General features: G+C 49.6%; 18 protein-coding genes and 1 tRNA gene. 8 read left to right on the top strand and 11 right to left on the bottom strand.

All coding sequences use genetic code 11. The features are described from left to right. The coding region (locus BV405_RS15230) for a FecR family protein (RefSeq protein ID WP_086481748.1) at positions 1–1,787 on the bottom strand (1,787 nt) is incomplete at its 3' end. A gap of 247 nt (positions 1,788–2,034) precedes the next feature. After that, positions 2,035–3,465, bottom strand: a complete 1,431-nt coding sequence (locus BV405_RS15225) for a tetratricopeptide repeat protein (protein WP_086481747.1) — start codon at positions 3,463–3,465, stop codon at positions 2,035–2,037. A 164-nt stretch (positions 3,466–3,629) separates the two neighbouring features. Between BV405_RS15225 and BV405_RS15220 the strand changes: the two genes are divergently transcribed. Next, positions 3,630–3,705 (top strand) — tRNA-Asn (locus BV405_RS15220). Between the two features lie 201 nt (positions 3,706–3,906). On the opposite strand, the gene BV405_RS15215 is transcribed toward BV405_RS15220, so the two are convergent. Beyond that, positions 3,907–5,202 (bottom strand): M18 family aminopeptidase, encoded by a 1,296-nt coding sequence (locus BV405_RS15215; RefSeq protein ID WP_086481746.1) that lies wholly within the window; start codon positions 5,200–5,202, stop codon positions 3,907–3,909. 320 nt (positions 5,203–5,522) lie between these two features. Between BV405_RS15215 and BV405_RS15210 the strand changes: the two genes are divergently transcribed. Next, positions 5,523–7,568 (top strand): carboxy terminal-processing peptidase, encoded by a 2,046-nt coding sequence (locus BV405_RS15210; RefSeq protein ID WP_086481745.1) that lies wholly within the window; start codon positions 5,523–5,525, stop codon positions 7,566–7,568. A 156-nt stretch (positions 7,569–7,724) separates the two neighbouring features. On the opposite strand, the gene BV405_RS15205 is transcribed toward BV405_RS15210, so the two are convergent. After that, positions 7,725–8,441, bottom strand: a complete 717-nt coding sequence (locus BV405_RS15205; protein WP_086481744.1) for a thiopurine S-methyltransferase — start codon at positions 8,439–8,441, stop codon at positions 7,725–7,727. Positions 8,442–8,576: 135 nt separating this feature from the next. After that, positions 8,577–8,912: a DUF1820 family protein gene (locus BV405_RS15200; protein ID WP_086481743.1), complete on the bottom strand. Its 336-nt coding sequence runs from the start codon at positions 8,910–8,912 to the stop codon at positions 8,577–8,579. Positions 8,913–9,236: 324 nt separating this feature from the next. On the opposite strand from BV405_RS15200, the gene miaB reads away from it, so the two are divergent. From miaB to lnt, 5 genes are all read left to right on the top strand, one after another. Then, positions 9,237–10,580 carry a tRNA (N6-isopentenyl adenosine(37)-C2)-methylthiotransferase MiaB gene (gene miaB / locus BV405_RS15195; protein ID WP_086481742.1) on the top strand — a complete coding sequence of 448 codons (1,344 nt, stop codon included), beginning with the start codon at positions 9,237–9,239 and terminating at the stop codon, positions 10,578–10,580. A gap of 189 nt (positions 10,581–10,769) precedes the next feature. Then, a complete protein-coding gene (locus BV405_RS15190) occupies positions 10,770–11,891 on the top strand; it encodes a PhoH family protein (RefSeq protein ID WP_086481741.1) in 1,122 nt (373 codons plus the stop codon). Further along, complete coding sequence (ybeY, locus tag BV405_RS15185; RefSeq protein ID WP_245832352.1) at positions 11,891–12,364, top strand: rRNA maturation RNase YbeY; 474 nt, start codon at positions 11,891–11,893, stop codon at positions 12,362–12,364. The genes BV405_RS15190 and ybeY overlap by 1 nt, the downstream gene beginning before the upstream one ends. A gap of 46 nt (positions 12,365–12,410) precedes the next feature. After that, on the top strand, positions 12,411–13,259 hold the full coding sequence (locus BV405_RS15180) for a CorC family transporter (RefSeq protein WP_086481740.1): 849 nt from the start codon (positions 12,411–12,413) through the stop codon (positions 13,257–13,259). A gap of 240 nt (positions 13,260–13,499) precedes the next feature. Next, positions 13,500–15,059 (top strand): apolipoprotein N-acyltransferase, encoded by a 1,560-nt coding sequence (gene lnt, locus BV405_RS15175; protein WP_086481739.1) that lies wholly within the window; start codon positions 13,500–13,502, stop codon positions 15,057–15,059. Between the two features lie 161 nt (positions 15,060–15,220). On the opposite strand, the gene BV405_RS15170 is transcribed toward lnt, so the two are convergent. From BV405_RS15170 to BV405_RS15150, 6 genes are all read right to left on the bottom strand, one after another. After that, entirely contained in the window at positions 15,221–16,714 is a 1,494-nt protein-coding gene (locus BV405_RS15170) for a 4Fe-4S dicluster domain-containing protein (RefSeq protein ID WP_086481738.1), read from the bottom strand. Positions 16,715–17,237: 523 nt separating this feature from the next. Further along, entirely contained in the window at positions 17,238–17,384 is a 147-nt protein-coding gene (locus BV405_RS17715; protein ID WP_176330181.1) for a hypothetical protein, read from the bottom strand. Positions 17,385–17,728: 344 nt separating this feature from the next. Beyond that, positions 17,729–18,508: an MBL fold metallo-hydrolase gene (locus tag BV405_RS15165; protein ID WP_245832351.1), complete on the bottom strand. Its 780-nt coding sequence runs from the start codon at positions 18,506–18,508 to the stop codon at positions 17,729–17,731. A 91-nt stretch (positions 18,509–18,599) separates the two neighbouring features. Continuing rightward, positions 18,600–19,613 carry a hypothetical protein gene (locus BV405_RS15160; protein WP_086481737.1) on the bottom strand — a complete coding sequence of 338 codons (1,014 nt, stop codon included), beginning with the start codon at positions 19,611–19,613 and terminating at the stop codon, positions 18,600–18,602. Between the two features lie 17 nt (positions 19,614–19,630). After that, positions 19,631–20,512, bottom strand: a complete 882-nt coding sequence (dapA, locus tag BV405_RS15155) for a 4-hydroxy-tetrahydrodipicolinate synthase (RefSeq protein WP_086481736.1) — start codon at positions 20,510–20,512, stop codon at positions 19,631–19,633. A 225-nt stretch (positions 20,513–20,737) separates the two neighbouring features. Further along, positions 20,738–21,805, bottom strand: coding sequence for an arginine N-succinyltransferase (locus BV405_RS15150; protein ID WP_086481735.1), 1,068 nt, complete (start codon positions 21,803–21,805; stop codon positions 20,738–20,740). Positions 21,806–22,147: 342 nt separating this feature from the next. Between BV405_RS15150 and BV405_RS15145 the strand changes: the two genes are divergently transcribed. Then, entirely contained in the window at positions 22,148–22,627 is a 480-nt protein-coding gene (locus BV405_RS15145; protein WP_086481734.1) for an Lrp/AsnC family transcriptional regulator, read from the top strand. The last annotated feature ends 226 nt before the right edge of the window (positions 22,628–22,853 follow it).

The following is a 22,853-nucleotide window of genomic DNA, read 5'->3' as shown; positions in this document are numbered from 1 at the left end:
CTTCCGGCAAACTGCCCCTGTGCGTTACCGCTCAGGCTTTCCGTGGTCACACCATCATAACGACTGCCACTCAGTGCAAAGCTACCGACATAGAGGTTGCTCAGACTGTCGCTGCCATAAGCCCCCCAGCTGTCCGAACCCAGAGCACCTGAGAGATCCAGACTGGCCTGCTGTTGCGTAAAGTCGATGGTCAGGTTACCCGCTTGAATACCACCATTAGCACCGGACTGATCGTAGGCCTGTCCACTGACACTGTTGAAGTGATAAACACCCTGAAGGCTTGCCGGAATCGTGGCAGCGGTCAGTTGGTTGGTGTGGATATATTGGATCGGTGTACTTTGTTCGATCAGGCTCTGATCATTGATCTGACGCCAGCTGTTCCAACTACCCCAAGTTACCGTTGCATCACCGAGAACAACCTCAGAAGCAGCTGCAGACGCCGCCACCCATTGCTCACCCGTTAAGGGGTTCACCAAGGCCGAGAGAGCACTGCCATTCTGGTAAAGGGTATAGTTACTGAGAGGATTAACTGTATTACCGTTGCTCAGGATGTAACCCTTGATGCCGCTCAGAGTGGTCATTCCCGCCAGATAATCTGTTGGAGTTCTTGAGGACGATTCGGTGAAGCCAAACACCGAGTAAACGCCACTTTCCAGCTCAAAAGAACTAAAAAGCCCCTCTGCATTATCGCCAGTAAAGAAGCCAAACCATTTACCCTGGGCAGGCTGATCTGCAACCATATTGTCGGAATATGTACCTGACAGGTTTAGTCCGAGCTCTCCGGTAAAGTCCTTAACAGTTCCACCGCCAGCAAAAATCCAAAGCCCGCCATTTACTCCAGACACAGCAGCAGGCTGCTGGCTTAATGGCGAAGAAAAATCCAGCTGCAGATCATAGGACACCCAATCCTTGTCAAAATCGATTGTCAGATTTGTCTTACTACCAGCGGTATTAAGGGTTCCTTCAGAAACCCCAAAACCAGTTGATGGGACTGAATAGCTAAAGATTCCGGACTGAGCTGCGACAACTGTTTCAGGAGTAGCCTCTCCAATGACACCAAGTTCAATATCTTCAACAGGAAGTTCAGGGTCAGATTCTGACGATAACTCTGAGTCGCTATTCCAACTATCAAGAAGATCGGGAGGTAAAGCTAAATCAACAAGCTCATCTGTTTCTGCAAAAGAAGCATCATCTTCTGCTGGAATCTGAGCATTATTTTCTTCAAAAGCATCTGCTACCGAGTCCGTTTCTCTCTGTTTAGCTCGCGACTCATTCTCTAATGAATTGTTATCTGGCTGAGCACGCTCTTCCGAATCATTAAAGCCAGCAGAATCATCAGCCTCTTTTTCCTCTGGAATAAAGTCCAGTTCTGGCTGATTAAAAATCTCAGGAGCTGTTTTAAGAATTTGAGGCACACTCTGCTTGGTGCTAACAAAACCTGTCTGGTTCGGGTTTACAAACTGCACACCAGCAAAGGTTTGTAGATAACCTTTTCCAGAGTTAATCCGTAAATATGCCCCCTTAGCCAAAAGCTCATTTCGACTGGAGGGGACATAAAAAACCTCAAGATCGGTTCCGCGGATACCGATAGTCGCAACCGGAGTTCGTAATTTGAAACTCTCTTTGCGGGTCTTGCCTATAGTTCCTGTGATAGAGCGTAAACCACCTCTTAAAAGAGAAGTTTCAGCTTTATCTTCCTGGTCTTGCTCAAATCGGTACTTATCGATACGAATCTCAGTAGAAGGGCGAATAGCCAAGTAACCACTATCAACCATTTTCAGCTGCATACTGCTAGCCGCAGAAGAAATGATCCGCTCACCTTCGTAGACAGCCCCTCCCCTAGATGCAGACCTAATGTCACCAGAAGGCGAAACAACAGAAACATCTCCATGGACGAATAGGATAGTACCCGCTATTTTCTGGGTTTCAGCTGCTGATGCTACAGCTGACATAGCAAATGCAAGAAAAAGGACTGCAAGCCGGTGAAAACTGAGTCTTATCGAAGTGATCATTTGAAGGAACCTAATGTCAGGGCTAAAAGCTATAGCTCAAGCGAACTGAAGCATCCTGTTTAGCGGAATCATACAACGCGATATTCGACGTAGTTTCGGTATGATTGATCTGGGTTTTGACACTGATAGCTTTGTTCACCTGCCATAAGTAGCCCAAACCATAGGCTATTTGAGTGTCTTCTCGGGGAGAGTTATATAAAGACCTTTTTAGCGTGTAATTACTTTCCAAAAAGTTCACACTTCCAAAAAAGATATGCTCCTGGTTAAAAATGTATTGCCCAAAAACAGAAACACCCAGCAGGTCTTTATCTCCATCTGTGCGGTTGTTGATAGCTTCATCACTAGATACAGAGATCTGAGTTTGTAAAACAAAAGGGCGGTACTGACCAAAAATATAGCTACCGTAAATCGATATGCCCGTCGTTTGGCTATTGTTGCTGGGGCTATCCTGATAACTATTACCAGCCCAAGAGACCTGTCCGCCCAATCGAGAACGGCTGTTCAAAAGATAGCCATAATCAATCATTGCCGTCTGCACCGAAATGGAGCTACCTCCACTTTGCTCAATGGCGCTATACTGCAAATAACCGTTTAAATCCGACTTTTTCTCTTTCCAGCGCCCCCCAAGCTTTGCTCCCAAACTCAAACTGGAGTAGTCACTTTTGGAAAACATGGTTTTTCTTGAAAGAGTAGGAGCCGCATAAAAGGACCAAGGCCCTGGACGTTTATACGTTGCAACTCCCGATACCCCCAAGTCTATAAAGCCATCTGCTGCTTCAAACTCACCATCCGTCACATCATACAGCTGACGAACGGTGTCTTCCGTCATGGAAAACATCTCAGCAAAAGCAGCAATATAGTTATCTTCGCTTGGCGCACCTGTCGCATTGGAACTATAACCGACAGCACTATAGGCACTTCCGGTCAGAATCCACTTCGGATGTCGATCCGATAAGCGATCAATCTCAGCCAGATAAAAGGCTATCGCTTTTTGAGCTGATTCAGGCGGGTTCATCGCCTGTAACAACTGAAACTCTTTCTCTGCACGGGGATAATCTTTCAACTGAAAGAAGGCTCGAGCCATATCCATCCGGGCGCCAGCATGATGCGGCATGACAGCAACAACACGCTCAAAAGCCCAAGACGCATCTTCAGGATGCCCTGAGTCAATTGCCGCCATACCCAGCAAGTAGTTGTATTGGGCATCACCAGCATAAACCAACTCAGCAGGCTTCAAAGTTTCATAGGCTCTGTCGGGCTGTTTTTTAGAAAGATAATAAATTGCCTGTTCTTTTAAGCGAACCAGCTCTTCTTCACTTCCTAATACATTAGCTCCAACACCCTGTATTCCTATGAGGGTATTAAAGAACAAAAGACAAACAAAAACTTTGAAATAGTGCACGCTTCCGACACATCCTGAAAAAGTTTGAAACAAAGGGGAAAATTTTGACATACAGCACCCTTTCTGTCCCCCGCTTACTTCTAATGAGCTCTGACTTTTTTGTAACCTTTTATGATCGCCATGGCTAAGTCATTAAAAAGTTAGAGTTTTTTCAAAAAAAGACTTGACCGTTTTTTTTCTATCCCTATAATGCGTTCTCGAAAGTTGAGCACAGTTCCCTGATAGCTCAGTTGGTAGAGCAGTAGACTGTTAATCTATTGGTCGCAGGTTCGAGTCCTGCTCGGGGAGCCAACTTTCCAAATCCGGCTAAAGGCCGGTTTTTTTTTCGCCTGTTGTTTTTCAATACAACACGACAACACTTCTGACCAGATCTATCTTCACTGTAGCCAGCCTCTTCTCAGAAAACCTCTTTCGTTATCAGCCTCAGATATTGTCGGCACAAAAAAGGCCAGAGTCTAATCTCCAGCCTCAATTGAAATACTTAGCTTTAAATCAGACTATTTCTTTCAAAGCATTAAAACTTTTCAGAACAGCATAGAGCTTATAGGCATCCTGACTACCTGCCAGCTCCCTAACCGAATGCATCGCAAACTGCGGAACACCAACATCAATAGTACGAACCCCCAGCTCTGCAGATGTGATCGGCCCAATCGTGCTTCCACAAGCCAGATCGCTGCGCATGATAAAGCTTTGCACCTCGACACCTGATTGCTGACAAGCCAGTTTAAACCAAGCTGAACTTTCACTGTTGGAAGCGTAACGCTGATTAGCATTCAGTTTGATGACAGGTCCGGCGTTCAGTAACGGCGCATGATTATTATCATGATAACTGGCGTAATTCGGATGGATGCCATGAGCGTTATCGCAGGATACCATCATAGAAGCCGCCATCATCTGCTGATAGCTCTCCTCAGTGCCCGCAATGCGTTTGAGTACCGATTGCAGGAACGGGCCTTGCGCCCCTGAAGCACTCAGACTGCCCACTTCTTCGTGGTCATTACAAACCAGAAGGGACGGTACCTCCTGATTACTATCCAGAAGCGCTTTCAGGCCGATAAAGCAGCTGAGAAGGTTATCCAGTCGTGCAGAAGCGATAAAGTCTTCCTTAAATCCAATCAGAGCTGCCGGCTGGGTATCATAAGCCAGACACTCATGCTCCAGAATTTCCTCGACATCAGTCACGCCCTGAACCTTTAACTGAGCAATCAGAAGATCATTAAAGCTTGCGGCATCATCTTCCTGCTGCATCAGCACAATCGGCAGATGCGTCTGAGCATTGATCGCAACACCATTATTAACTTCCCGGTTCAGGTGGATCGCAAGGTTCGGAACCGTACCAACAGGGCGTTCAAAATTAACCAGAGCATGCTTTACTGCCCCCTTGTCAGACCGATAAGAAACGCGACCTGCAATCGACAAATCCCGGTCAAACCAGGTACTCAACAGTGCACCACCATAAACTTCCACACCTAAGCGCAGATACCCTTGTCCCTTCATATCCGGGTTGGTTTTGACCTTAAGGCACGGGCTATCGGTGTGGGCACCGGACATACGAAAACCGGTTTCAACAGCATTACTGTCTTCAGGCAAAGTGAAGGCAATCACAGAAGACTGGTTTCGGGTCACCACGTAACGTCCGCCCGGCTTCAGAGACCAGCTGTCACGTTCCTGCAGCACCTCAAAGCCAGCAGCAACACAGGCTGCAACCATATTTTCTGTCGCATGGAACGGTGTTGGTGAGCGATCAAGAAACGTCAGCAGCTGCTGATTGAAATCATTCTGAGTCATGGATACCCCGGGGCAAATTAAGCGTCAGCCAGAACCTTTGCAGTTCTTAACTGAACCAAAACAAACGTCATGGTGTACTATAACAAAATTACCCTTTCAGATGACTCTGTGAATTTAAACGTTTAATACTGACTTAAGAATCAATCTGTTAATCTGTCCTGAACCTTGATTCTCAGAGAACAGAAGCCATATTCTCTGTATTGATAAAGAGTTGGCAGAGTCATTGCGTTAGCTCAGAAAGTATTTAGCAGAAATTCGAATCATAAGATTGCTACAGGTTTTCTTCAGTTCCGAAGCAGACCTCCGGCCCGGAGAGTTGAATGATAACCACGGTTACCCGCCGCCTGCTGCCCCTGTTACTGGCCAGCAGCTTAACCTTCAGCAGCGCCTATGCTGAAAACCTCATACCGACTAAAGAACAGCAACAGGCTGCTCAGGATATCGTCGAGCGCCTGAACTACGGTCATTACCGGGAAGTTGAGCTTAACGATCAGCTCTCGGTTGAAATCTATGATCATTTTCTGGAGCAGCTGGATGGCAACAAGGCCTACTTCACCCAGCCGGAAATTCAGCAGTTCGACAAATACAGATTGCGCCTGGATGATGATCTGAAAAAGGGCGACCTGACAGCGGCATTTGAGATCTACAATCTTTACCAGGAAAAGGTTGTTGCCCGTATAAAAAGCCAACTGAAGCTGCTTGAAGACTTCCCGGAAGATTACGTTTTTGATCGTAACGACGCCCTGATGATTGACCGTGAAGACTTTGCCTGGGCAGCGAATGATGATGAACTGGATAAGCTCTGGAGCAAACGGCTGGAAAACAGTCTTTTGAGCCTGAAGCTCTCTGGCAAAGATCTGGCAGATGCTAAAAAGACGCTTAATCGTCGTCTGGAAAACCAACTGAAGCGAATCACTCAGACTCGTGATGAAGATGTGTTCCAGATCTATATGAACGCTTATACCCAGCTTTACGATCCGCACACCCAATACCAGTCCCCTCGTAGCTCAGAGACCTTCAACATCCGTATGAAGCTTTCTCTGGAAGGTATCGGAGCCCTGCTGCAAACCGAAGATGAGTTCACCAAGGTGGTTAGTCTGGTACCGGGCGGTCCGGCATCTCAGGCAGGCGAACTCAAGCCTGCGGATAAGATCATAGGTGTAGGGCAGGATAACGAAGAGATCGTGGACGTCATCGGCTGGCGTCTGGATGAGGTTGTCGACCTGATTCGAGGCCCAAAAGCCAGTACCGTTCGCCTGCAGGTGATTCCGGCTAACGCCAAAGATAACAGCCAGACCAAAGTGATCTCCATTGTCCGTAATACCGTGAAACTGGAAGATCAGGCCGCTAAAAAGTCGATCGTAACCCTGAAAGAAGATGGGCAAGCGAAGAAGATCGGCGTTATCGATATCCCGGCTTTCTATGTCGACTTTGAAGCCTGGAGACAGGGTAAAGAAGATTACCGCAGCACAACCCGCGATGTTCTGAAACTGATTCAGGAGCTGCAGGCAGAAGACATTGATGGTCTCGTCATCGATCTGCGCAACAATGGCGGTGGTGCCCTGCAGGAAGCCAACTCTCTGGTGGGACTCTTTATCGAGCGTGGCGCAACCGTGCAGGTTCGTAATGCTGAAGGCCGTATCGATATTCTGGGCGACCCGGATCAGAACGTTGCCTACGATGGCCCGCTGGCTGTTCTGGTGAACCGCCTGAGCGCATCTGCTTCTGAGATTTTTGCCGGTGCAATTCAGGACTATCAACGCGGCATCGTGATTGGTAGCCAGACCTTTGGTAAAGGTACGGTTCAGTCCGTGACGCCACTGGAACATGGCCAGCTAAAACTGACCCGCGCCAAGTTCTACCGTATCTCAGGTGAAAGCACCCAGCATATGGGCGTAGTTCCGGATATCCAGTACCCAAGTCTGGTAGATGCGGATCAGGTGGGCGAAAGCTCCCTTGAGTTTGCCCTCCCTTGGGATAAGGTTCAGGCTGTTCGCCATAAAGAATACAGCCCTCTGCAACTTTGGCTACCAGAACTGAAAGAGCGTCATCAGGTACGGGCAGAAGAAGATCCGGACCTGAAATATCTTGCAGCTCAGCAGGATCTGTTTGAAGAGATGCGCTCGGTTAAACAGGTGAGTCTGAACGAAGCTGCCCGCAAGGCTGAAAGCGAACGTCTTGATGCTCAGCAACTGGCGCTGGAAAACCAACGCCGCAAAGCAAAAGGTCTTGAGCCAATCGAAGAGCTAAACGATATTCCGGATCACAACGAAGATCCGAATCAGGATATCGAGCTGGTGGAAAGTGGCCGTATCCTTCTGGATATGATCGAACTGGCAGATACCGCTATGGCAAAAGCTGACTAAAGCTTCCGCCCGCTTTACGACTCGGTAAAATAAACCGCTCGCTAAAAATTAACTTCTCGAAAAAAATCCCCGATGATCTCAGATCACCGGGGATTTTTTTGAATACTACTTTTGAATCAGGCGACTGACTTTTCAGGTCAATCCGAAGCGAATTAATTAAAGCCCGGGACTTTTTCGCTTACGGCCGGATACTGACTTCAGGCCTTTACGCATCATGCGGTAAACCACATCCGTCACCTGACGGTCATCTTCTTCAAGACGGGCCAACTGCTCGATCTCAAAATTGGCACCAAACAGCCATTCAATCTCATCGGCTTTCACGGTGAAAGGCGGACCGGATGGCTTCTGGTGCTCCAGACTCACCAGTAGCATCTCAACGGCCGGAGACAACATCTGCGCCAGATGGAAAGCATAACGATGGCGCTTTGCTTTGGGTAAAGCCACCAAAGATGCGCGATCATATACCGCAGTCACATCGATCATGTGCTGACGGTGCAAGTGGAAAAAGTCACCACAATAAAGCTGATAAGGCCCTGCCTGATAACAGCTCAACTGATCAGCAACCTCAGTATGCACCGGGTTCAGTCCCTGAGCTTCAAAGAACTCCTTAACCGCCAGCTCGCTGAGTTCAACGCCAATAACCTGCCAGCCCTGTTCTGCCAGCCAAACCATATCGTTAGACTTGCCGCACAGAGGGACAAATACCACCTTGGCTTTCTGGGCAACAGGCTCAACCTGCCCGACATCGCCGCTTGATACTCTGAGCTTTTCAGGAAGATTATTCCAATAGGCAGGCAACGCCGGATGCACTTCATCCTGATGAAAGCCGATTCGCCCCTCTTCCCATCGCTGATGCCAGAATGCTTTATCCATACTGAGTTCCACTGTTCAGGTCTTTTCACCTATGGTGAACGAGCCTGTTACAAAAATCATTGCTGCTTTAGACCAGTGCAGCCATCTTAAAGATCGGTAGAAGGATCATACAGCCTCTGGGTTAAATTGACAGACTCACGAGCCCGGCGGAACAGGAACCGGGCGACCGGGAAAATGAGCAACATTGCCATCAGACTTCCACTCACTCACCTTAGGGACACCTTCCCGCTCAACCTCATCGATTCGGACAATGGCATTGTAAGGAATATAGCTGCGCTTAACCCCGGCAAACTCCTGTTTGAGCTTATCCTCACTCGGGTCGATCAGTACCTGGCTACGCTCACCAAAAACAAACTCTTCCACTTCCAGAAAACCAAACAGATCACTCTGAAAAACCTGACGGGCATAAACCTCAAAGACTTCATTTTTGTTCAGAAAAATAACCCGATAAACCGTCGAAGAATCAGCCATAAAAGCTCCTCAAATGATCTGACAACCTGAATGCACGACAAGCGGATCTGCTTGAATTTTCCGCGCTGCATCCCCAAATAGCTCTCTCTATTTGTGGGCGGAGTCCGGCTTTACAAGGCCGCCGACATCAAAGCCTCCTACGAGGCGATTATGCCCTTGAGTTTTTCGCTACAAAGCTATGCGCTGGGGCTATCGGCTCGTATAATGGTGCGTTTTTTACCCGTAATGGCTGGCCACTGCGTGATGGGCAACCATTACGTGACAAGCGACCATTACGCTTTAACTCCGTACTTCTTTCCGTACAAAAACGAACAGGTGTTTTCCATGGCTAAAAAATTATTCATCAAAACCCACGGGTGTCAGATGAATGAATACGATTCCGCTCGTATGGCTGATCTTCTGGGTGAAAGTCACGACCTGGAGCTGACCGACGACGAGAACGAAGCAGACGTTGTTCTGCTGAACACCTGTTCGATCCGTGAAAAAGCTCAGGATAAGGTTTTCCACCAACTGGGCCGCTGGAAAAAACTGAAAGAGAAAAACCCTGATCTGGTGATCGGTGTAGGCGGCTGTGTCGCCAGTCAGGAAGGTGACAATATCCGTAAACGTGCTAACCACGTTGATGTGATTTTTGGCCCTCAGACTCTGCACCGTGTGCCGGAGATGATTGACGCCTCCAAGCAGAACAAGATCTCTGTGGTTGATGTAACCTTCCCGGAAATCGAAAAGTTTGACCGTCTGCCAGCACCCAAAGTAGAAGGTGCCACCGCATTCGTATCCATCATGGAAGGCTGCAGCAAGTACTGTACTTTCTGTGTGGTGCCTTATACCCGTGGTGAAGAAGTTTCCCGTCCGTTTGAAGACGTGGTTGCCGAAGTGGTACATCTGGCGGAACAGGGTGTCCGTGAGATTAACCTGCTGGGTCAGAACGTAAACGCATACCGGGGTCATAACGAAGAAGGTGAAGAGATCGATCTGGCAGAGCTGATCAGCTTTGTGGCTGCTGTTGATGGCATCGACCGTATCCGCTTTACCACCTCACATCCGGTAGAGTTCAGCGACAGCCTGATCGAAGCCTACAAAGATATTCCAGAGCTGGTAAGCCACCTGCACCTGCCAGTTCAGAGCGGTTCTGACACCATTCTGGCCGCGATGAAACGTGGTCATACCCGTGATGAATATATCAGCAAGATGGAACGTATCCGCGCTAACCGCCCGGATATCAGCTTCTCATCGGACTTTATCGTGGGCTTCCCGAACGAAACGGATCAGGACTTTGAAGACACCATGAACCTGATCGCCCAGATCGGTTTTGATCATTCGTTCAGCTTTATCTACAGCCCGCGTCCGGGTACTCCGGCTTCCGATATGGAAGACAACACGCCGGAAGAGACCAAAAAACAGCGCCTGAAGATTCTGCAGGACCGTATCAACCAGCAGTCGATGCAGATCTCCCGTCGCATGGTGGGTAATGTCGAGCGTCTTCTGGTGACCGGCTTCTCCCAGCGCGATCCCGGTGAACTGCAAGGCCGTACCGAAAACAACCGTGTGGTGAACTTCCGTACTGAAGACCCGATGGAACTGATCGGCCGCTTTATTGATGTGAAGATCACAGAAGCGTTCCCGAACTCGCTGCGCGCCGAACGCATCGACAACCTGAGCTACTAATCAGCAACCTGAGCTACCAAATAGCCGGTGCGACCAGATAAGATCAGATGAAATCAGGCCGGACAAGCGACTGCCCCAAGCGGCAGTCGCCCTCCGCTATACTTAATTCTAAACCCATGATGCTTTAAGCCTTTTGTCACACCCATGAGTCACACTGACCGCTAACCAAGGTCACTCAGGGTCAACAGGATGCGGGCAATTACAGGTAACGCTTTGAACAATAACAGCCAAACCCATATTTTAAAGCTCGACTTAGAACCCAACGACGCGCAGCGTCTGGCCAATCTTTGCGGTCTGCACGATGAACATCTGCGCCTGATCGAAAGCCGGATGAATATCATCATCCGCAACCGCAGCAATCAGTTCCAGCTTGCCGGTGAACTGAATCTGGTGAAAGCTGCAGCGAACCTGCTGGAAGCTCTCTATCAGGATACCGCCAAAGAGGAGCTGACACCGGAATCGATCCATCTGCACCTGCAAACCTCCGGCATCGCAGAACTGGTTGGTAAAAGCCAGCAGGACAGCGAAGGCTCTGCTGACGAATTTATCACCCTGCGTACTCCCAAAGGCACCATCAAGCCTCGCGGCCCTAACCAACAGAAATATGTTCGTACGGTTCTGACCAACGACATTAACTTTGGCGTAGGCCCGGCAGGTACCGGTAAAACCTATCTGGCTGTTGCCTGTGCGGTTGAAGCCCTGAGCAATGATGAAGTCCGCCGCATTCTGCTGGTTCGTCCGGCGGTTGAAGCCGGTGAAAAACTCGGTTTCCTGCCGGGTGACCTGTCCCAGAAAGTCGATCCTTATCTGCGCCCTCTGTACGACGCCTTGTATGAGATGCTGGGCTTTGAGCAGGTTGCGAAACTGATCGAACGTAATGTGATCGAAGTTGCGCCTCTGGCATATATGCGTGGCCGTACTCTGAACAACGCCTTTATCATTCTGGACGAAAGTCAGAACACCACCCGGGAGCAGATGAAAATGTTCCTGACCCGTATCGGCTTTGGCTCAACGGCAGTCATTACCGGTGACGTTACCCAGATCGACCTGCCTAAAGGCCAGAAATCAGGTCTGGTTCATGTACTGGATGTGCTGGACGGTGTTGAAGGTATCGGCGTAACTCGCTTTGATTCCAAGGACGTGGTTCGCCACCCTATGGTTCAGCGTATCGTTGAAGCCTACGACGATCACGAAGCTGAAGTTGCGGCCAAAGAGAAAGCCGAGCGTGAAGCCCGTGAAGCGGCTCGTCAGGAAGCGGTCGCAGCGGCACTTGCTGCAAACCAAACCTCATCTGAAGACAAAGACAGCTGATGAGCAAGCCGATGACAGAAGCGATAATCGACCTGCAGATCGCCTGTGACAACAGCGACCTGCCTCAGGAAGCGGACTTTAAACTCTGGGCAGAGAAAGTGATCAATGCTCACGAGGACACCGGCAACGAAATTACCGTCCGGATCGTGACGCCGGAAGAGAGTCAGCAACTGAATCATCAGTATCGGGGAAAAGAGAAGCCGACGAATGTCTTATCTTTTCCTTTTGAATCACCACCGGAACTTGAATTACCCTTACTGGGTGATCTGATTGTCTGTGCTGATGTTGTGGCACAGGAAGCAATCGAACAGAACAAAGCCCTGAACGACCATTGGGCACATATGATCATTCACGGATGCTTGCATTTACTGGGATATGATCATATAGAAGAAGAGGAAGCCGAAGAGATGGAATCTCTTGAGATAGAACTTCTGGCAAGCCTCAATATAAAAGATCCCTATCATCTGGACTAACCATCCACTGGCCACAGAGAACGGGACACTAAGGAATCACACGACGATGAGCGAAGACCGATCGAGCAACGGTCAGGGTCAAAGATCCTGGCTTCAAAATATTATGACTTCCCTGACCGGCGAACCTAAAACCCGCCGGGAGCTTCTGGAATTTATCCGGGATGCGGAACAGCGCCTTCAGCTGGATGCTGAAGCGATGAACATCATCGAAGGCGCACTGCAGATCAATGAGATGCAGGTTCGGGATATCATGATTCCTCGTTCGCAGATGGTCGCGGTAAAAGACGGCCAGCAACCGGAAGATTTCCTCTCGCTGATTATCGACTCAGCCCACTCGCGCTTCCCGGTTATCGGTGAGAATCCGGATGAAGTGATCGGCGTTCTGCTGGCGAAAGATCTGCTGCCGCTGATTCTGAAGCGCGAACCCGGTGCTTTCAATATCCGCGACATTCTCCGCCCGGCGACCTTTATTCCGGAATCCAAACGCCTCAACAGCCTACTGAGTGAGTTCCGTGTAAAGCGTAACCACATGGCGATCGTAGTGGATGAATACGGCGGTGTAGCCGGTCTTGTCACCATTGAAGACGTTCTGGAACAGATCGTGGGTGACATCGAGGATGAACATGATATCGAAGAAGATGACATGGATATCCGTGCCATCAGCGATGGTCAGTTTATCGTTAAGGCGCTGACACCGATTGAAGACTTCAACGAAAGCTTCGGCACACACTTCAGTGATGAAGAGTTCGACACCATCGGCGGTATCGTAATGCAGCGCTTTGGCCATCTGCCAAACCGCAACGAAACCACCATGCTGGAAGGTCTTGAGTTTAAGGTACTGAATGCGGATAACCGACGCATTCGTCTGCTGCAGGTGAACACCCACTCGGGTTAATCTCACTTCTGCAAGAAGTCCTGAAATACCGGTGCTATCCGCACCGGTATTTTTTTGTCTGTTCAAAATGCTAACCGACAGGATCAGACAAAGCCTATATAGGTAATATATAGGTAAGGTAAAGGATGAAATGACAGATCGGAGTAGCCGAGTGAAGCGGTCAGGAAATCTACATGTTTTCAGCCAGATAGCCATTTGATAGTCTGCCTGATACGAAGAACTATTGGACTCAATCAGGTCATGGCACTGACAGGCGTTTTCAAGAAAATTTCCAACCGACAGGGACTGCACCGTTATCTGCTTGCTACACTGGCAGGCTGGTTACTTCCTCTCTCTTTTGCCCCTTACAACTACTGGTTTATCACTCCATTTGCGATCTGCCTGCTGCTGATTGCCATGAAAGGTGGACGCTCCGCTGTAGAGCTAAGCGGCCATTTTAAAGCCAATTTCACCTTGGGCTGGTTCTTTGGCCTAGGCCTTTTTGGCAACGGCGTCTCCTGGGTTTATGTCAGCATCCATGACTATGGATTCACCGGTGTTCCGCTGGCCCTGCTGCTGACAACACTCTTTGCGATGGGACTTGCCTTGCTGCCGGCATTGCAGATCGGCGTGTTTCAGCGCTTCTTCTCTAAAACCTCTCCGGTCTGGAGTTTCCCCGCACTCTGGGTGCTCTTTGAATGGTTACGCAGCTGGCTGCTGACCGGCTTTCCCTGGCTCTATTTGGGCAATGGCTTAGTGGACTCGCCACTGGCCGCCTGGCTGCCGGTAGGCGGGGTCTATCTTGCCAGCTTTCTGTTGGTAATGACCGGAAGCCTGCTGTTTCAGCTTACTCAACAAAAGCTGAAAACCCGGACGCTTACCGCCTGGGTTGTTTTGGTTTTTGCCGGTGGTCATCTGCTGAACAATATTCAATGGACAGTGCCCTCAACCCGGGGCGCTATTGAAGTGGCTCTGGTTCAGGGCAATATCGATCAGAATGAAAAGTGGCTGCCGCAATACCGCCAGAAGTTTCTGGAGCTCTATTACAACCTGACCCTCGATGTTCAAAGCAGCGGATTAGTCGTCTGGCCGGAGACCGCAGTACCTGTGCTCTATCGCTACTCTCACGGTTATTTTGATCAGGTTATGGCGGATCTGCCATCCGATACCGCTCTGATAACCGGCATCCCTCAACAGGCTCACCCGGACAGCAACGAACCTATTCAGTACCACAACAGCATCATGGTCAAAGGTGCTGGTGAAGGTTTGTACCAGAAACAAAAGCTGGTGCCTTTTGGTGAGTACGTACCTCTGGAATCCTGGCTGCGGGGCGCAATTAACTTCTTTAACCTGCCGATGTCTAACTTTGCCCCCGGCATCAGTGATCAGCCACTACTGAGCGCTAAGGGCATGCAGATCGCCCCCTTTATCTGTTACGAAGTGGTTTATCCGGAGTTTGTTCGCCAACAGGCTCAACAAAGCGATCTGCTGATCACCATCTCTAACGACAGCTGGTTTGGGCATTCCGTAGGGCCTCTGCAACACCTGCAGATGGCGCAGGTGAGAGCCGCAGAAAATGGCCGCTATATGCTGCGCAGTACCAACAATGGTGTCACTGCGATTATTGACCCTCATGGGCGTATTGTCGCCAGTGCGCCTCAGTTTGAGCAGGCAATTGTCCGGGGTGAAGTTCACGGCATGGTCGGGCAGACACTGTTTGCCCAGTTTGGCAGTCAGCCATTGCTGATCTTCTGTGCTTTGATTCTGCTGATTCAGCTGGTGCAGAGCCGACGCCAACCTCAGCTGCACTTGTTTCACTGATCATGAACCAGCTTTAAAACCCTCAACGTAAAAAGGGCTGAAGCAAATGCTTCAGCCCTTTTTCCTCAGCCGGTCGGCGAATGTGAATATCTCCACACCCTGCTTTCAGGCCAGACCGGCTATTTTTTCTTTTCCGGCTGTATCATTCCAGCCTCACAATCTTAGCGACTTCCGGTCAGGAAGGTCGTGGTTTTCTCGATTCGGGACAAAGGCACCTGAGCACCATCGGTTTCCACAATAAAACGAATCTCCTGAGTCAGACCCGCAGGTTCCGGGGCACACACCCGGTAAGCACGCCATCCGGCGTTATTATCATCTAGGTTCAGACTCTGATCACCATATAGGGTCAGTCCATCAAGACCTGTTGTACTGATGCGAACACTCTGTACCCCTTGCTGATAGCCTTCCACTTTGATCTTGTAGTGATTGCAGATCTGGTTGTTATCCAGACGGGTGTATAGCGCACCACGATCACGGCGAATCTCAAGCAGCAGATCCTTGGTCTGAGTAAAGCCCAGCATTACAGCGCCCAGCGCTAACAGCATAACCGCGGCATAACCGGCCAGTTTAGGGCGCATCAATGTTTGCTTGCCGGCCTCTTCTGCCGGACGCGCCAATTCCACCTCAGACGCAAAACGAATTAAGCCTCTTGGCTTGCCGATCTTATCCATCACCTGATCACAGGCATCGATACAGGCACCGCAATCGATGCAGGCCGCCTGAAGCCCATCCCGAATATCGATACCTGCCGGGCAAACCTGAACACAGATCGTACAATCCACACAGTCACCGGCTGAGGCTTTTATGTCCGCAATCGAGCTATCGTTAGCGGCACTCTTTTTCATTTCAGTCTGCATGGGAGCAACCGCAAGATTCAGCGCCGGAATCAGATCATCCTGTCCGTTTTTACCCCGTAGACGACGAGGTTCACCGCGAGCAGCGTCATAGCTTACGGTACGGGTATGCTGATCAAACATAACCCCCTGAAAGCGGGAATACGGACAGGCATGCAGACAGATTTTTTCCCGTACCAACCCAGCGTTCACATAAGTCAGAGCTGCCATCGAGATCAGCCAGCCCCAAACCGCAAGAGACAGATCAAGAGTGAAGAAGCCGACAAACAGCTCCTGAACCGGCAGAAAGTAGCCAGTGAAGGTAAGCGCAGTTAAGAAGGAGAAAGCTAACCAAAGCAGGTGTTTGGCCAGACGCCTCAAAAGACGTTTACCCGTTAACGGCAAATGATCATTCTTCGCTCGCTGACTGGCTTTACCTTCTGTCATTTGCTCAATGCGGATAAACAGCCATGTCCAGATGCTTTGCGGGCAGGCGAAACCACACCAGACACGCCCCCAACCCACAGCCATAAAAAACAGCAGGCAGGCTCCCGCAATCATCAGCCCCGCCATCAGCGGCAGGTCATGCCAAGACAGCTGTCCGCCAAACAGATAGATACGTCGCTCTTCAAAAGAGAATAGTAAAAGTGGCTGACCATCCCACTGCAACCAGGCCAGCAGGAAAAAAGCGATAATCAGAGGGCCACTAACCAAGCGTCGCCAGTTCTGAAAACGGCCTTCGGTCAGTCGCACATAGAATTTCTGCGGGCGTTCAATGATCTCCGAGTCTGAGCGCACTCGGTTAACAGGAATTTGCTGCATGACGTCATCTCTAGGTTCAGGTAATTAGTGCAATCCGATTCAGCGCAGCATACTGAGTCAGAGCAATAAGGATCAGGCCTAAAAAATTTATTTTTAATAGGTACAGATTAAAAGAAATGGACCCAGATGAATTTCAACCCATTAGTGCACATGCAGCAAATATAACGCACCATTTAGGAGCAAAATTGCGCCACCCCCCAGAAGAAAAATGTGCCAAATACCAGCAACTCAGTATCTGCAACCACAGCAACCCAGCAACACATTGATTTAATTGGATTTTATTTTTTATGGCACACGCTATGCAGAATAAGAGATGTCCAACGCAGGACTTGGTTGTTAGTACTTAGCTTATTATTCAAGGCATTTGCCTTTTGAATCCGCGTTTATCGCTGCTGTCCCCAGTATCGATAAACGCTTTTTTTTTGCCTGCAGAAAAGTGATGGGTTCAGCAATAAAAAAAGCCCGGAACGTCACAGACAGGCTGCATAAGTTCCGGGCTAATTACTGAATGATTCGTGGCTTCCTATTCCGGTGCGATTGGATCCGATGCGATTGAGTAGAAACATTCAGCATCAACACCCTCGGTGAGCCAGGCTGACTCCCAGTCAACAACGTTTTCCATATCTGAGATCCAAAGATCCAGAACCTCTAACTCTTCCGAATAATACATGGCAAGACGTCCTCCCTCTGCCGATGAATTTTTGCGTCTTTTAAGTAAGACACATTCTGAGTATAGGTGGTTTCAGAATACGGCAAGGCTTTTCAGCATCGCTGAAGCCCTTATAAACAAAGGGCTGATGCTTAACGGATAAAAATTACTGTATTACCAGTTGCTTAGGGTTTTCTTAAGACGGATGATTTTTTTGTGACACTCTGTGAAACGGCAGTGCAGCAAATTTCAGACAGGAAGATAGGGTTTTCGTACTATTGCTACAGATCATATCAGCAACAAAGTTCAACAGAAGCGGTGCGGCATAAGCCAAGCAAAAGTCCGGCAGGGAGACTAAGAAATAACTAGAAAGCGGGCTTCAGGCTCATCCAGTGCAGGCCCTCTTCCTGATCGATCGCAGGTACTTCATCAACTCCACAACCCAGAACCCTTGCCAGACTCTCTTTCGCTAAGGCTTCGGTATTGTTCTTATCACTGATATGGGCTGCGACAACGTGCTGAAGCTTATCGTGTTGCAGTTCCTGCAACAAAGCCTCGGCCTGACCATTACTCAGGTGGCCATAAGCACCACCCACCCGACGCTTCAGCTTTGGCGGGTAAGGCCCCTGCTGCAGCATCTGAGGGTCATGATTGGTTTCCAGAATCAGCGCTTCACAACGGGCATAACAGTGACGGATGTGTGGGGTAATACTGCCAAGGTCGGTGAGAACACCAACGCGGGTATCGCCATCGCCGACAACATATTGAATCGGCTCTTTGGCATCATGGGGAACAGGAACCGGTTCGATCTCAAGATCGCCGATGGCAAACCGCTTGTGACTGCTGATCAGACGGAGATCCGGCACTTCACCCAGACGTCCGGTGAGATAGGTGCCATGGCTGCAATAAACCGGCATACCGCTGGCACGGGCAATTCTTCCGACGCCACCAATATGGTCGCCATGCTCGTGGGTCACCAATACCCCATCGATATCTTCCAGCGCCAACCCCAAGCGTTCAAGACGGGCGCGGGTATCTTTCACCCCAAAACCACAGTCGATCAGAATACGTGTTGAGTTTTTTTCAATCAGGGTAGCATTTCCCCGGCTACCACTACCGAGGGAGGCAAAACGAATTGCAGTCACAGCATTTTCCGAAGCAAAAACGCCCCGACACCAGAGGTTTCGGGGCGCTGTCATACAAGCTTAGACACACCAGACCGGATGGCCTGACGGATCAGTTCAACAGTTTACGAACCCCTGCCAGAACCTGACGGGATTTACGGGGATCAACGGCGCGTCCGTTCTGTTGAACCCGGATAGATACCGGAGAAGAACCTGTCAGAACCAGCTGATACTGGTATTCAGGTCCCGGGCTTGCTGCCCAGCGGGTCAGAATACTGCTGCGCTCCTCTTCAGGAACCCAGACAATCGTAAACTGACGTTTTGCTGCATCGGCAGACAAGAGCTTCTGCTCATTCTCTTTAAACTGGTCGGTCAGCAGAATTTCCAGACCGATCCAGGTACGATCAGCATCAGTACCCAGTTTCAGTACCGGATCCTGACCACCCGCGGCCTGCAGAACAACGGTTTTCTCACGGCTGATATTCTGCGCTAAGAGAGACACGCTCTGAGAACCGGATTCCTGACTCGCAAGGCCAGCACTAATCTGGCTTAACAGTGCTTTAGCCGCACTGTCGGTGCGTACCTGATCATCCTGATTCAGTAGTTCAAGATCACTGAAACCACCGCGGAGTCCCTGACGCAGCTTCGCCGAAACCGGCTGAGCATTGATCTGGGTATCCGGCACGAAACTGATTCGACCAGTGGATGGATCTGCAGTTTTAACCGCCCAGTTCAGCTGTTCAAACTGACGCTGCAACATCGGCCAGGCAACAGCAGGGCCGTTAGAGATCGACAACCAAAGACGGGAAGAGATACCTTCTGTACCGGCAAATTCACGCAGTTCAGACGTAGGCAGATCTTCATCAACAACAGGTAGCGCATCCGGGCGTGGCACAACAAACTCATCATCGAGTTTTTCCTGTGCTGCGATATCCGGCAGCGGCATCGCCTGTCTGAACTGAGAGGCATCCGCCGTCGCCGGCAACTGAATCGCCGGATACTCTTTGGCATCAACATAATCGGTTTTACGGTCGTAGTAATAACCGGATGAGCTACAGCCTGTTAACAGAAAGCCGGTCAGCGCAAGGCTGCCGGCTGTCAGTTTTAGCAAGTCCTTTCTGGACATTGTTTATTCCTGATGTGTTATCCGATGATTCCGGCGTGTTGCAGTGCTTCACGTACGGTTGCATGGTACTGCTCGGACAGAACGGTCAGAGGTAAACGAATACCGGTTTCCATCATCCCCATCTCAGCAACAGCCCATTTAACCGGAATCGGATTCGATTCAACAAAGAGTGCACGGTGCAGAGGCATCAGACGAGTGTTGATCTGGTGAGCAGTAGATGCATCGCCATTTAGAGCCGCAGCACACAGCTCAGACATCTGACGCGGTGCAACGTTCGCGGTTACCGAGATATTGCCGTGACCACCCTGCAAGATAAAGTCTGCAGCTGTCAGGTCATCACCGGAGAACAGCAGGAAGTCAGAACCTTCCAGACGGCCCATCAGCTCTTTACCACGCTCAACATCACCAGTGGCATCTTTCAGTGCAACGATGTTGTCCAGCTTGCTCAGACGAACCACGGTCTCATTGTGCAGATCAACCGCAGTACGGCCCGGTACGTTGTACAGAATAACCGGCAGATCGCTGGCTTCAGCTACCGCTTTAAAGTGCTGGAACAAACCTTCCTGAGTCGGCTTGTTGTAGTAAGGCGTTACAGACAGGCAGTAATCCGCACCTACTTTCTTAGCAAATTTGGTCAGCTCTACCGCTTCAGAAGTTGAGTTAGCACCGGTACCTGCAATCACAGGGATACGGCCATTTACCTGCTCAACCACCTTTCGGATGACGTCAAAGTGCTCTTCAAATGACATCGTGGTAGGTTCACCTGTTGTACCTGCTGCAACAATTGCATCGGTACCGTTTTCCAGATGGAACTCAACCAGACGATGCAGTGCTTCCCAATCGATAGCTCCCGAGGTGGTCATTGGGGTTACCAATGCAACAATACTGCCTTTGATCATCTGTCGTCTCCGAAAAAAACGCGTAAAAAAGCGAAAGGCCTAATGGTACTTTTGCCCTTGTCTTAACACAAGCACCCGCATGGGGGTAAACGCGAATTCAGCAACAATCACTACAGCGGCAGATACGCTTATTTTCATGCCAAGCGCTCTTTGCTAACCGGTTGTAAATACTGCGAAAACAGATAACGGGCCAGAGAAGAGCCCGCTTAAGGATAGGCTGAACGATCAGGCAGCGTGTGCTGCCGCCTGACGTTTCTGATTGAAAGGCATAAAACGAACTTCAGCCGAACTGAAATCATGACTGGTATCCAACAGCAGCGCATCTGCTGCGGCCTGCTGAATCAGCAGGGTGCCATCGGCGGCTAAACGCGCCGGAGCCAGCACCACACGATAGTTCTCGGCACTGCCGTTACTCAGCATAAAGAGCGCATCGTCAGCTTTAACGTGGCTGCTGACACGAACATCACCATTCAGGCTTTCACGAACGGTATGGATCTCATCACGGGCACACTGCACCGACGGACCACCATCAAACAGATCCACGTAACCGGCAAACTGGAAGCCTTCTTTTTTCAGCATGTGCAGCGCAGGAGCTGAAGAATCGTTAGGCTTACCGATCACCTCACGGGCTTCCTGAGGCAGCAGATCGATATAGATCGGATATTTCGGCATCAGATCGGAGATAAACTGCGTACCTTTCAGAGCCACAGTATTTACCGCTTCCTGAAAATCGATACCGAAGAACTGACGCCCCAGATTTTCCCACAACGGAGAGTTACCGGCTTCATCCTGCCAGCCTCGCAGCTCTGCCATCACGGTTTCGCCAAAGCGCTCAGGGAAATCCGCCATCGCCAGAAAACGTGCACGGGAAAGGAACTGCCCCATACCCGGCTTACGGTATTCCGGAGACACAAACAGTGAACCCACTTCGGTCGCACCTGTGTAATCGTTCACCATGCTCAGCACGCGGGCCTGACGGGTTACCGACAGATCATTACAGCTACTCACCAGAGTGGAGATTTTGTAGGAATAGAAAGGGCGATCCAGACCGATACCGGTATAGATAGCGGTAGAACCTATCACACGCCCCGTTTCAGGATCTTCCAGCACCATAAAATAGGTGCTCATCGGATCTTGTTTACCCGATTCAGAAAAAGCGCGCTCAGTGGCTTCAATCTTTTTCAGCCAGGCTTCACGATCCGCCGGCATAGAGGTCATTCCCCGTCCCACAGCTTTGGACAGAGCCATCAGATCTTCAAGATCAGCCAACTGACATGGACGAATAATTAACATAAGCCTTCCTACCTTTATTCCTGCCCGCACGTTGTTTCGCGGTTATGGTTGTTCTGGTTATTGCGGTTGCCGTTCTCAATGCGGTTTATGCAGCTAATTTTAGTGCTGAAGTGACAAAATGAGCTGTCTGATTTCAGGTAAAAAATGCAGATATTGCAGAAACCGACAACACATACCGAATAAAATTCGGTCTCAGCAAAAAGGCTTGCGCTGAGCTATCCTGATACGCAAACTAGCCCCTCGACATCGATAGAGTGCGGCTTTCTTATCAGTTAAGTCCATACTTGAGTCATCGCATTATCACGACAGACCAACCAAGATAACGATAAAAGAGCATATAAAATGCAACTGGATAAGATTAGCCGAAAGATTCTTTCGACCCTGCAGCAGGAAGCCCGCATCACCAATCAGGAATTGGCGGATCGCGTTGGCCTATCCCCCAGCTCCTGCCTGAACAGAGTGCGAAAGCTGGAAGAAGCTGGTCTGATCGGTCCCTATCTCAGCACCCTGAATCTGCCTAAGATCTGCCGAAGTGTTGAAGTGATTGTCACGGTCAGTCTGAAAGATCAGAGTACCGATGCCTTCCGCACCTTTCAGCAGGCGGCTCAAAGCCATCCGGAAGTGGTTGAATGCTATACCGTCAGCGGCACTTTCGACTTTTTCCTGCGCATTGTGGCACCGGATATGATGCGCTATAACGAAATTAACGATCAGCTGCTGGATGTGTTGCCGGGTATGGTCAATATCAGTAGCCATGTGGTTCTGACCACCGTAAAACCATTCAGAGGCTATCCTTTAGACGAGCTGATTGATGGTGAATAAACTGACTCTGCCCCTCTTAATTCATTAGACAGATCAGAGAAATTAGAGAGATTCGAGGGATCAGGAAGAGCAGGAAAAAACCGCTTAAACGGATTCAGGTGCAAGTTTAATAAGCTATTACTTATAAACTTTTCAATTGATACATAATAAAAGAATGTTAATATCCGCCTGACTGGGCTACCAATTCAATAAATAACGAAGCTCGGTTTTCCCCTAAGCTAATTGC

Origin of the sequence: Oceanospirillum sanctuarii, assembly GCF_002150805.1 — a bacterium.
Lineage (GTDB): Bacteria > Pseudomonadota > Gammaproteobacteria > Pseudomonadales > Halomonadaceae > Oceanospirillum > Oceanospirillum sanctuarii.
This window is presented reverse-complemented; position numbering and strand designations above follow the sequence as displayed.